Source organism: Shewanella frigidimarina NCIMB 400 (genome assembly GCF_000014705.1).
In the GTDB taxonomy this organism is placed as follows: domain Bacteria; phylum Pseudomonadota; class Gammaproteobacteria; order Enterobacterales; family Shewanellaceae; genus Shewanella; species Shewanella frigidimarina.
The window spans coordinates 448,240-461,087 of the sequence record NC_008345.1 but is presented as its reverse complement, the minus strand read 5'-3'; the positions used below and the strand labels follow the sequence as shown (position 1 = coordinate 461,087).

Sequence of the window (12,848 nt, the reverse complement as noted above, 5' to 3'; positions counted from 1 at the left end):
CACTACGGTAATAATTTCGAGAATGAGAATGGCTGTGTGGTTTAACATGTTTTAGACAGTATCCTAAGTTTCTAAATAATTCGTTTGGTTATGTTCAAATAACGTTACGGTATAACTAACAAGTACCATAAAAGATTTACCGAACACAACTAAAAAATTGCCTTTGTAAAAAAAATTCAGCTTCCCTGCCGAGACAATGCAAACAACAACAAAAACTTAACGTATGAGTTCTACTAATAATTAATTAGAACTCAATCTAATATTTGTTTTTTCAGCGTCCCAATCAATAAGATTAGGACGTTTCGATTGATGCCTGTCCGACAACGGCAACATAAACATGTTGCAAAAAACACTGAACAGGTACTTCACCAGCCAATTTATACGTTAGCTTGCTTCAACAATGCTTTTCATATCTGTCATGTAACCACGTAACTCAGCGCCGATAAACTCAACCTCTGTATTACGAATCTGATCATTTACATCGATTAAGCGCAGATTATCAACACCTGTTGCTTGGTCTTTAAGTCCAGCACCTAAGTACTCAGATGACATAGCGTTAACATAATCACGTAACATCGGTACTGCTGCATGGTTGAATAAATAACAACCGTATTCAGCCGTATCTGAAATAACCACGTTCATTTCATATAAACGCTTACGCGCAATAGTGTTGGCAATTAACGGTGTTTCATGTAGCGACTCATAGTAAGCCGACTCTTCAACAATACCTGCGGCAACCATGGTATCAAACGCCAGCTCAACACCTGCTTTAATCATTGCTACTAAGAAAATACCTTTGTCGAAATAGGTTTGTTCATCGATATGTTCAGATGACACTGGCGCATTTTCAAATGCGGTTTCGTTAGTTTCAGCTCTCCAACGTAACAAGTTGGTGTCATCATTAGCCCAATCTTCCATCATAGTGCGAGAAAACTCACCGCTAATAATGTCGTCCATGTGCTTTTCGAACAACGGTTTAAGGATAACCTTTAACTCTTCAGCCATATCAAATGCTTTGATTTTGGCTGGGTTTGATAAGCGGTCCATCATGTTGGTAATGCCGCCGTGCTTAAGTGCTTCGGTAACAGTCTCCCAACCTTGCTGAATTAACTTGCCGGCATAACCAGGTTCAACACCATCAGCCACCATTTTCTCGTAACCTAAAATGGCACCCGTTTGTAACATGCCACACAAAATGGTCTGCTCGCCCATCAAATCTGACTTAACTTCAGCCACAAACGATGACATTAATACACCGGCACGGTCGCCACCAGTAGCACTTGCATAAGCTTTAGCAATCGCTAAGCCATCACTATTTGGATCATTCTCTGGGTGTACTGCAATCAATGTCGGTACGCCAAAACCACGCTTGTATTCTTCACGAACTTCCGTCGCTGGGCATTTTGGTGCAACCATAACCACAGTAATATCTGGACGAACTTGCATGCCTTCTTCAACGATATTGAAACCGTGTGAGTAAGATAACGTAGCACCTTGCTTCATTAATGGCATAACCGCATTAACGACGTTAGTGTGTTGCTTGTCTGGTGTAAGGTTTAACACTAAATCAGCTGCAGGAATAAGCTCTTCAAAGGTGCCAACTTTAAAACCGTTATCGGTGGCTTTTTGCCACGATGCACGCTTTTCAGCAATAGCTTGCGGACGTAAGGCAAAAGAAATATTTAGGCCTGAATCACGCATGTTTAAACCTTGGTTAAGGCCTTGTGCGCCACAACCTAAAATCACGATATTCCAATCTTTAATATATTGGCAACCGTCACTGAATTCAGTACGGTCCATAAAGCGGCATTGTGCTAATTGAGCTAATTGTTGACGTAAATTCAGAGAGTTAAAATAGTTAGCCATCTGATACCACCTATAAAATTTAGTAATTTGGGACTCAACATCTTATAAGTCAGCGACCTTAAGCGTTGTGATTGAAGTCACTATAGCGCATGCATATGATTGCTTAAAATGATATATTCGGGACATGACGTTGCAATTAATGCAACATGGAATGCTTAACCTAATATTTAACTTACACTCAACTTAATGCGTGCTTGAAGGTGCTGTGATGGATATCCGTTCACTTAAAATGTATTTACACTTATGCGATAGCCTGCATTTTGCCAAAACGGCGGAGCAATCGCATGTCAGCCCATCAACCTTAAGCCGTGCGTTGCAGCGTTTAGAAGATGAAGTGGGTAGTAAATTATTTGACCGTGACAATCGAAGCGTCACTATTACCCACGCGGGCGTTGAATTTAAACGTTTTGCAGAACAGACATTATCGGAATGGACCCAGCTGCGCAGTCGTATTGACCCAAGCCAGCAATTTTTACGCGGCAATCTTAATTTGTACTGCTCAGTTACCGCAGCTTATAGCCATTTACCGGCACTGTTAGATCGGTTTAGACGTGAGCATCCCCATGTCGATATCAATCTCAACACCGGAGATCCAGCCAATGCGGTAAACCAAATTCAAAAAAATCGCGCCGATATCGCGATTATTGCATTACCGGAGGCATTTCCTAGTAGCTTGCATTTTACCCCGATTGATAAAGTACCGATTTCCGTCATTGCGCCCACAATACAATGCCAAGTTCAGCAATGGGTAAGCCAAGCAAAAATTGACTGGGCTAAACTGCCCTATATCGTACCGGACCATGGTCCCGGCAGAAAAAGGATTGATTTGTGGTTTAAGCAAATGGGCATAAAACCCAATATTTATGCCCAAGTCTCTGGTCAGGAAGCTATTGTGTCTATGGTCGCACTCGGCTGTGGTGTTGGTATAAGCCCAGAAGCGGTGATCCACAATAGTCCGGTACGCGATCGCATCCAAACTCTAGCTTCGCCAATCCCGATCCCACCATTTGAATTAGGTTGCTGCTGCAAAGAAAAACGCACCAATGATCCTATCATTCGTGCGTTCTTAGACATCATTTAATGGTGTCGGTTAGATTTTTTAAGCTAATTGACTTAAGGCAGAGGCGGCGTCTCAATGTCTAGCCGAGTAACCAGTAGTTGGTCGACTTTGTATGAATCAATATCGACTACCTCAAATTTGTAACCCGCATAATTGACAAAATCAGTACGTTTAGGAATTTTGCGCAACATATACATCATAAAACCAGCAATGGTTTCGTAATTTTGATTATGCGGAAACACTTCAATATTAAATGCTCGCATTACATCAGTAATCGGTGTCACCCCATCGACTAACCAAGAGTTACCATCACGGGCAACAATTTGTTCTTCACTTTCATGTAATGACCAAGCGCCCATAACGGCACTTTGTAAATCATTGGTGGTAACAATGCCAACAACCAAAGCATATTCGTTCATCACCACCGCAAAGTCGGAACGATTATTCTTAAAATATTCCATCGACTCAGACAAGGTTAACGTATCAGGAATGATGAGACAGTTATGCACTAACGTACTACCTTTTAAGGTAATGTTCTCGCCGTTAATTACCCTAATCAGTAACTCTTTTGCATCAACAAAACCTTTGATCATGTCCAGTTGGCCATCACAAACGAGAAACTTATTATGCGGATTTTTAGCAATTTTCTGTTTAATGTCATCTTCACTGTCTTGCAGTAAAAAATACACTAAACTTTCACGCGCCGTCATTGCAGAGGTTACCGAAACAGACTGCATTTCAAACACGTTTTCCATCATTTGTTGTTCGCCTTTATCCATCACCCCAGCTTCAGTACCTGCTGTCATCATGGCGTAAATATCATCATGGGTGACTTGGTCGTTACGTGCTGTAGGAACTTGCAACAATTTAAAAATTGCATTGGCCAAGCCATTAAAAATCCACACAAACGGCTTTAACACTTTAATACACAAAATAATTGGCATTACAAAAGTGACCGCGACTTGCTCTGGGATCACCATCGCAATTCGTTTAGGCATCAAATCAGCAAATAAAATAAACAACGAGGTAACCGTCACAAATGAACAAACAAAACTCAGCTGTAAACCCCATTCATTGCCGAGTAAAGGCAACAGTAATTGTTCAAAATGAGGTCTAAAGGCCGATTCACCCACAATACCGCCCATAATCGCGACCGCATTGAGTCCGATTTGTACCACGGTAAAAAAACTGCCTGGATGCGCCTGAAGTTTAAGCACTTTAGCGGCGCGCAAATCGCCCTCATCGGCCATTAATTGTAAACGCATTTTTCGTGATGCCGCTAGGGCAATTTCAGACATAGAAAAAAAACAACTAATGCCGATCAGGCACAAGATGATCAATAAATTATCAGAGAGGCTCATAGTTTACCTTTACCCGAATACTAGCCAAAATATCAGGAATGTATGTACATATCTTTGTTGCAAAATGGGCAAATGCAAGACCTCAGCCATTTATTAACATTCAAATTAATAAGGCTAATGATTCAATGCAGATAGAAATAACGAATGATGGAATATCATTATAGTGTTTCACGACAACAGACCTATTTATACTTGGTCCTTGCGAACTATAAAGCGACGGTATTCTACTCAACATCAGTCATTTAAACTAGCTTACAAGCACAACTTTATCTCACTTATTTAGCCTTTATCACGCAAAAAAACACATCGCTGCTAGACTGTAACCACCCATTCATTTGTATATTATTCAAACAAAAGGAATTGTTGATGGCGATAGCCTGTGTATTTACTCGAGCAAGTTGCGGTGTAGAAGCGCCAAGAGTCACTGTTGAAGTTCATCTAAGCAACGGTTTACCCGCATTTAATCTAGTGGGGCTACCGGAAACCTCAGTTAAAGAAGCCAAAGAGCGTGTCAGAAGTGCGTTGATTAATGCAGGATTTGAATTCCCTCAGAAAAGAATTACCGTCAACCTGGCCCCAGCAGATTTACCAAAACAAGGTGGCCGCTATGATTTGCCTATTGCAGTCGGTATTCTCGCCGCATCAAATCAAGTTCCAGCTAAAGCATTGCACCAATGCGAATTTGTGGGTGAGCTGGCTCTTTCTGGGCAAATTCGCCCTTGCAGTGGATTATTACCAGCCATTATTGCCGCGCGCAATGATCAGCACCATTTTTTTATGCCCATCGAAAACCGCCATGAAGCAGAGCTCGTTGGCTATAAGCACAGTTATTTTGTCGCCCACTTACAAAACTTAGCGGCATTTTTACATGGCCAAGCACAATTACCGTTACTCGACACCTTGCCCGAATGGATTGAAGAAGAAATTCAAGCGCAATCATCGCTGTGCATGAGCGATGTCATTGGCCAATATCAGGCCAAACACGGGCTTGAAATCGCCGCGGCCGGAGGACATAACATGTTGTTTATTGGCCCCCCAGGGACGGGGAAAAGTATGTTAGCCAATCGAATTATCCCATTACTGCCAAAACTTACCTACGACGAAGCCATTGAAGTAGCCGCCATTCATTCTGTCGCTGGATTACATGTAAAACCGCAAAACTTCCTTAATCGCCCTTTTCGCTCGCCGCACCATACATCATCATCTATTGCACTGATTGGTGGCGGCAGCCATCCCAAACCAGGTGAGATATCATTAGCGCATCGTGGGATATTATTTCTTGATGAAATAGCAGAATTTCCTCGTAAGGTACTGGATTGTCTGCGTGAGCCTTTAGAAACTGGCCAAGTAGAGATTTCTCGAGCCGCAGCAAAATTGACCTTTTTAAGTCGATTTCAACTCATTGCCGCCATGAACCCAAGCCCTTGCGGTGATACGGAGCGAGCACGTTCGACCCCAGATCAAATTCAGCGTTACTTATCGCGCTTATCGGGGCCTTTTTTAGACCGCTTCGATTTAACCGTTGATGTTCCCAAACTTCCTGCAGGTACGTTAACCCAACAACACCAGCCCAGTGAGTCTAGCGTTGAAATAGCTAAGCGAGTCAAGCAAGCACGCGATCTACAACTCAGCCGTTCTGGTGTATTAAACAGTGAGTTAACCCCAAAACAACTCAAACAAGATGGCGCGATTACTCAGCCAGATCTGGCTTTTTTGGAACAAAGTGTCGTGAGCTTAGGGTTGTCAGTACGTAGTTTTCATCGTATTCAACGGGTATCACGCACCATTGCCGACTTGCAGCAATCCCCTACTACCGAGCGCAGTCACATTGCTCAAGCCCTTGGTTATCGGGCCATGGACCGATTACTGGCAAAATTGAATCAGCAATAAACGTAATTTAACCTATCGTATAGATTGAGCAAAACTGCGACTACGAGTAACATAGCCCTCCGTTTAATAGGAGAGAAAAATGTCGCTGCTTTCGAAAATCAAAGGTTCAATCGCATTCTTATGCTATTTATTTAATACCATTTTTTGGACCATCCCTATCTTGGCGTTCAGTATTGTTAAATTGATCCCGATTGGCATTTGTCAAAAAATCTGTAGCTATATTCTCGATAATTGCGCTACGGCATGGATCAGTGTCAATACGATAGTAGAATCTATTTTTCATCCAATGCGTATTCATGTCACAGGCGATCAATCTTTTTCTGAACAAGAATGGTATATGGTTATTGCTAACCATCAATCATGGGTCGACATCCTCATTTTACAGCGAGTATTTAACCGCAAAATTCCCTTTTTAAAGTTTTTCCTCAAACAAGAACTTATTTTTGTCCCGGTACTCGGCCTCGCTTGGTGGGCATTAGACTTTCCATTTATGCGCCGTTACAGCACATCACAGTTACGAAAAAATCCCAAGTTGAAGGGTAAAGATATTGAAATTACTCGCAAAGCCTGTGAGAAATTTAAAACGAAACCTGTGAGTATTATGAACTTTGTTGAAGGTACACGTTTTACGGAAGCTAAACATGATAAACAAGGGTCACCTTTTCAGCACCTTTTAAAACCTAAGGCTGGAGGAATGGCATTCGCACTTTCTGCTATGGGAGAGCACATTAATAAACTGGTTAATGTCACCATATATTATCCTGATACCGTACCGACTTATTGGCACTATATTTGTGGTGGATTATCCGAAGTAAGAGTGGACATTAAAATCACTGATATCCCTCAGCGTATGCGTGGCGATTATCTGAAAGATCGCGAATTTAAAATTGAGTTTCAAGAGCAGCTCAATCAAATATGGCTAGAAAAAGACCTGCAATTACAGAATTTTGCTTCACAAGCAAAACAAGAGGATTAACGACATATGCTGGCTTTTTTACCTGGTCCGATACTGTTTATTATCAGCCTGTCGCTATTAATCATTAATACTGTTGTGTGGAGCACATTATTAACGATTGGTGGGGTAGCAAAATTATTACTGCCTTTCTTGCCTGCACGCCAACTACTCACTCGAATAATGAACCGTTTTATGTGGTCTTGGGCCACATGTAACGGCGGTATTTTATATTTAATATCTAATATTGAATGGGATGTAAAAGGGTTAGAGAAACTCGATCCAAACGGTTGGTATTTACTGATCAGTAATCATGTCAGCGGCTTTGATATTGCAGCCCAAACATATTTATTGCGTAACCATATCCCAATGTTGAAGTTTTTTTTGAAAAAAGAACTACTTTATGTACCAATAATGGGGCTAGGTTGCTGGGCGCTCGACATGCCGTTTATGGATCGTACTAGCGCAGCTAAGCTGAAAAAAAATCCTAAATTGAAAGGCAAAGATCTGCAAACAACCCGCAAAGCTTGCGAACGTTTTAAGCACATGCCAACCTCGATTATTAATTATGTTGAAGGCAGTCGGTTTACCGAAGAAAAACGACTACGTCAGAATTCACCTTATCGCCATTTATTACGTCCTAAAGCCAGTGGGATAGCTTTTACACTCTCAGCAATGGGCGAACAGTTTACCGGCTTATTAAATATCACCTTGGTTTATCCTGAAACGTCGGAAAAAGTGCTGACTAATGTCATGCATGGACGCACTAAAAAAGTTGTGGTTCGTATTGAAACTCTGCCTGTGCCAAAAGTGGATTCAGAAGTTTACTTTTCAAGCCCAGAAACTCGTGTTGAATTTCAACGTTGGTTGAATCAGCTTTGGGTCGAAAAAGATCAGCAAATTGATGACATAATAAAAGCTTACCAACAGCAATAACTGCATTAAAGAGATTAAACTGTCATAAAACCGACAAATGACGATTTTCTGTTGCGTTGAAGGTGTAAAACTGTCAGTTTTATAAGGAAAAAGAGTTTATCGATAACTAAATTGATAAAATGAATTAACAATTAAATGTGCAAGACTTAATGTAGCATTTTATTGTTTATATAATTGAAATTTGTCACAGCCTTCCCAATGAATTTTTTATAGGTGAAATTTGAATTTTCGTGCATTCACGCTTTTAACACACTGGCTAATTTTAGTCATAACATTGAGTTTTTCAGTGTCTGTTTCAGCGCAAAAAAATGATCCTTATGACAGCCTAACCGAAGTAAAGTTTGATCACTTCAGTACCGAGGGAGACCTTAATCAAAACTCAATTACTCGTCTGTTTATGGACAGTTCTGGCATGTTATGGATAGGAACTCAAGACGGTCTACACAGCTATAATGGTGTTGAGTTTGATTTATACTTAAAACAGTCAAAAAATATCAACTCTATCTCAGGCAATTTTATCACAGATATTTTGCAGTCACCTGACGGCGATTTATGGATAGGCACCTTCAACAATGGACTCAATAGACTCAACCTCACTACAGGGGAATTCACTGCGTTTAAACAACCTCAAGGCTTAACTGAGCTTCAGGTAACCCATCTTGCAGTGATTGGAGATACCTTATGGGTGGGAACGCGTTCGGGTCTGTACATATTATCCTTAAAAACCGAAAAAATTATTCCTGTCAGTTTAGGTAATAATATCACTCCAAATATAACCAGCATTGCCAATATTGACGATAAATATATTGTCATAGGCACTCAATCACATGGCACATTTGCCATTGATAGTAATACCATTATTCGGCTTGATATCCCGGTCAATATGACGGTAAACCAAATCAAATCCAGCTCTGTTTATTCCGTCTGGCTAGCCATCGACAACCAAATTTGGCGTTACAATCTCGATACTCATAAAAAAGAATTAATATGGTCGCATGACAATGGTTTGGGTAATAACCGTAAGATTATTGATTTTGTCGTGGTGAATGCCAATCAGATATTTGCTATCGGCAACAATACAGGCTTATTCAAACTCGATTTTATTGATGGTAAGTGGCGCAGCACGCTTTATAAGCATAATCCGCAAAAACTCAATACCATCAGTGCTAATACCCTGCAAAACCTAATGCTAGATCAAAACGGCACCCTATGGATTGGTACAGGTTATTCGGGCATCGATAAACTGAATCTCAGCCATCAATATTTTAGCCACTTTTACGACTACCAAACTAATGCTCCAGGCATGGCAAACATGATCCGCGTGATTTTGCGGGATACACAGCAACGCCTATGGATAGGTACCGATGGTGCGGGGCTTAAGTATTTGGCCCCCAATGATAACCAATATCACTATATCAACGATTTATTTGCAAAAAAATTAGCAATACCAACAGAACAATTATCGTTGATAGTGCATGATATTAAACAAGATAAACAAGGTGTACTGTGGTTTGCCACCAATGTAGGGCTGTTTACCTTAGATAAGAGTAATACCCTGCAGCAAATTAAACCGGCAAACGGACAATTTCATACCGATACCCAGATCCGCAGCTTAGCCTTTGATGACAAAGACCGTTTATGGATAGCCAGCTCACAAGGTTTGTATTTTATCTCTGAATATACAAATCGTATGATGGCTTATAACTTTGGCTTTCAGGCTGATTTCTCACCATTCAAATACCAAATTATTAGGCTCTATTTTAGCCAGGGTTATTTATGGCTCGGCACAATGGGCGGAGTGGTTAGGCTTTCAGTTGAAGAACGAAAACTAGATTTTTTAAGCCATGACTCAGAAAATCCTTACAGTCTTAGTGACAATCGTGTGAGAGACTTTTTACAGGCAGAAAATGGCGATTTTTGGGTGGCCACTCATGGTGGTATAGACAAGCTAACAGTTGAATATGGTACGTTTAAATTTGAACGAATGGACGTCAATGCTGATAACAGCAGTAATACGGTTTATGCTATTTTAGAAGACGATAAGCATGATTTGTGGCTAAGTACTAACTCGGGGGTTTCACGTTTTACTCCTAGTACTCGAAGCTTTATTTCCTATAATAAATTCGAAGGTTTGCAAGCCAATGAGTTTAATGGTGCAGCCAAGTTTAAAGAGCTTAACGGTACCTTATGGTTTGGTGGTATTCGAGGCCTTAACCAGTTTAATCCAAGCACTATTCCAAGCCAAAGAGCTGAAAACAAACTGGCACTGACAAAATACACTATTGGTGAAACCCAACACCCTATTCGCGACTTAAGCCATGCTCCGCGCATTATCATGCCTTATGAACAACAACTCATCAGCTTTGAGATCGGCTCACTCAATTTTAGTTACCCTGGATTAAGCCGTTTTAGCTACTTTTTAGACGGTTATGATAACGATTGGCGTGAACTATCCCATGGTAACGAAATCACTTATACCAACTTACCACCGGGTGAATACAAATTAGCGGTTCGCCATGCGCTAGGAACGAATAGATACAGTGAATACACCCTCAATGTGAATGTGTCAGTAGTGCCACCAATGTATATGACCAGCACAGCCTATATACTGTATGTGACAGTCGGGTTATTGATTATTATTTGGTTTTTTTATGCAAGACAGAAAAAAGTGGCCAAGCAGCGCGAATTTGATAACAGTATTCGCGCCTCTGAAGAGCGACTAAAACTGGCACTTTGGGCCTCTGGTGACGGAATGTGGGACTGGAACATTAAAGACGATAAAGTCTATCGCACCAACATGGTCGAGCCGATGAGTTTTTCGTTAAAAGATCAATTATTGATTAAAAACATTGATCCGGAAGACAGACCACGAGTGCAAAAATTGCTTAACGATCACCTCAATGGTGAAAGTGAGTTTTTTGAAGCAGAGTATCGCGTTGAAACTAAACCCGGACAATGGGCTTGGGTGCTCGACCGTGGCCAAATTGTTGAACGTGATAGCAATAATATTCCAGTGCGAATGGCCGGAACTCATAAAGACATTACTAGCCGAAAGATCACAGAAAACGAACTTAAGCTATCATCACAAGTACTGTTTAGCATGAACGAAGCCGTTGTCGTCGGTGAACTGGACTATCAAATACGCTCAATAAATCCAGCATTTAGCCGCATTACTGGCTTTAAACACCGTGATGTTGTCGGTAAGCATTTCTTGTTTTTAACCATGGGAAAGCAGTCGCGCGAGTTTTATAACTCAGTTGAAACCCAACTATTAAGACACAAACATTGGGCCGGTGAAATTCACATTAGAACCCGCAACCGTCGCGGCATTCTTGCATGGCTAGAAATCAACCAAGTTATCGATAATAAAGGTGAAACAAGTCACTTTGTGGCAGTATTCACCGATATTACAGCACGTAAAAAAGCCGAAGAAGATTTACGAGTACTGGCTAACTTCGATCCACTGACTGGACTGCCTAACCGCACTTTATTCCAGGACCGGCTCAATCAAGCCGTGACTAAAGCACACCGTGCCAATAGCATCGTGGCATTGTTATTTTTAGACCTTGACCGATTTAAACATATCAATGATTCAATGGGGCACCACATCGGTGATTTACTGCTTAAAGCCGTCGCACATCGCCTGCAAAATGCAGTTCGAGATGGTGATACTGTTGCACGCTTAGGTGGGGATGAATTTACCATTATTTTAGAAGGCGTTGCCAAAACGAAAGCCGCCACCATTATTGCCGAAAAAGTGTTACATGCTTTTCAAACACCTTTTTTACTTGATGATAAAATACTGACTATCTCACCGTCTATTGGTATCAGTTTGTACCCAGAAGATGCAGATGATACCACCTCATTAATTAAGTATGCTGATACCGCCATGTATCACGCAAAATCACTGGGACGCAATAACTTCCAATTTTATACCGAGCAATTAAACCAATATGCAACACGTCATGTTCAGTTAGAGGCTGGTCTTAAAAAAGCGATTCAAGACAATGAGCTATATTTGGTTTATCAACCTAAATATGATGTAAAAACTGAAAAAATTATCGGACTGGAAGCGTTAATGCGCTGGGAAAGCCCAGAACTTGGTTTTATTTCACCGGTTGAGTTTATTCCGCTAGCAGAAGAAACAGGCATCATTAATCAGATTGGTCATTGGGCTATTCAACAAGCCTGTAACCAACTGGCGCAATGGCACCAACAAGGGTTTGAGCATATCTCTATTGCCGTTAACCTTTCAGCCAGACAATTGAAGGCCGATATCATTTCGACTATAGAAGTCGCATTAGCGGTATCTGGATTACCGGCAAGTGCTCTAGAACTCGAATTAACCGAGTCAATGATTATGGGTAACCCACAAGATTCAGTGACCGTGTTATCGCAGCTCAAAGCCTTAGGTTTGACCATTGCTATTGATGACTTTGGTACCGGATACTCAAGCTTAAGCTATTTGAAACGCTTCCCAATTGATACCTTGAAGATTGATCGTGAGTTTGTGCGTGATATAACTGAAGATCCTGACGATGCTGCCATCACTAGCGCCATTATAACCTTGGCCCACAGTTTAGAGCTTAACGTTGTGGCTGAAGGCGTTGAAACCCAAGCGCAATTGAATTTCTTACGTGAGGGAGGTTGTGATCAAGTGCAAGGCTTCTTGCTCAGTAAACCACTGAGTGCGGTTGATTGCCTGGCATTATTAACGCAAGACAAATCAGAGGTTAGCCATTCATAAGGCAAAATAAAAGCTCCATTTAGGAGCTTTTAAGTG

The 12,848-nt window shown here is 41.1% G+C and carries 7 protein-coding genes; 5 read left to right on the top strand and 2 right to left on the bottom strand.

Annotated features, from left to right (window positions below; all coding sequences use genetic code 11):
• Positions 1-384 precede the first annotated feature (384 nt).
• The gene (ilvC, locus tag SFRI_RS02170; RefSeq protein WP_011635910.1) at positions 385-1,866 is read right to left on the bottom strand and encodes a ketol-acid reductoisomerase; all 1,482 of its coding nucleotides are present in this window, start codon (positions 1,864-1,866) and stop codon (positions 385-387) included.
• 208 nt (positions 1,867-2,074) lie between these two features.
• Here ilvC and ilvY point away from each other — a divergent pair, with 208 nt between their 5' ends.
• Entirely contained in the window at positions 2,075-2,947 is an 873-nt protein-coding gene (gene ilvY / locus SFRI_RS02165) for an HTH-type transcriptional activator IlvY (protein WP_011635909.1), read from the top strand.
• Between the two features lie 32 nt (positions 2,948-2,979).
• Here ilvY and paeA read toward each other — a convergent pair whose 3' ends face one another.
• A complete protein-coding gene (gene paeA / locus SFRI_RS02160) occupies positions 2,980-4,287 on the bottom strand; it encodes a polyamine export protein PaeA (protein WP_011635908.1) in 1,308 nt (435 codons plus the stop codon).
• Positions 4,288-4,653: 366 nt separating this feature from the next.
• On the opposite strand from paeA, the gene SFRI_RS02155 reads away from it, so the two are divergent.
• From SFRI_RS02155 to SFRI_RS21835, 4 genes are all read left to right on the top strand, one after another.
• Positions 4,654-6,177, top strand: a complete 1,524-nt coding sequence (locus SFRI_RS02155) for a YifB family Mg chelatase-like AAA ATPase (RefSeq protein ID WP_011635907.1) — start codon at positions 4,654-4,656, stop codon at positions 6,175-6,177.
• A 79-nt stretch (positions 6,178-6,256) separates the two neighbouring features.
• Positions 6,257-7,153, top strand: coding sequence for an acyltransferase (locus tag SFRI_RS02150; RefSeq protein ID WP_011635906.1), 897 nt, complete (start codon positions 6,257-6,259; stop codon positions 7,151-7,153).
• A 6-nt stretch (positions 7,154-7,159) separates the two neighbouring features.
• A complete protein-coding gene (locus SFRI_RS02145) occupies positions 7,160-8,065 on the top strand; it encodes an acyltransferase (protein ID WP_011635905.1) in 906 nt (301 codons plus the stop codon).
• Between the two features lie 286 nt (positions 8,066-8,351).
• Positions 8,352-12,812, top strand: a complete 4,461-nt coding sequence (locus SFRI_RS21835) for an EAL domain-containing protein (protein WP_011635904.1) — start codon at positions 8,352-8,354, stop codon at positions 12,810-12,812.
• Positions 12,813-12,848: the final 36 nt, after the last annotated feature.

Coding starts and splice junctions, on each gene's coding strand:
- ilvC (WP_011635910.1), bottom strand. CDS start 1,866: ATGGCTAACTATTTTAACTCTCTGAATTTACGTCAACAATTAGCTCAA.
- ilvY (WP_011635909.1), top strand. CDS start 2,075: ATGGATATCCGTTCACTTAAAATGTATTTACACTTATGCGATAGCCTG.
- paeA (WP_011635908.1), bottom strand. CDS start 4,287: ATGAGCCTCTCTGATAATTTATTGATCATCTTGTGCCTGATCGGCATT.
- SFRI_RS02155 (WP_011635907.1), top strand. CDS start 4,654: ATGGCGATAGCCTGTGTATTTACTCGAGCAAGTTGCGGTGTAGAAGCG.
- SFRI_RS02150 (WP_011635906.1), top strand. CDS start 6,257: ATGTCGCTGCTTTCGAAAATCAAAGGTTCAATCGCATTCTTATGCTAT.
- SFRI_RS02145 (WP_011635905.1), top strand. CDS start 7,160: ATGCTGGCTTTTTTACCTGGTCCGATACTGTTTATTATCAGCCTGTCG.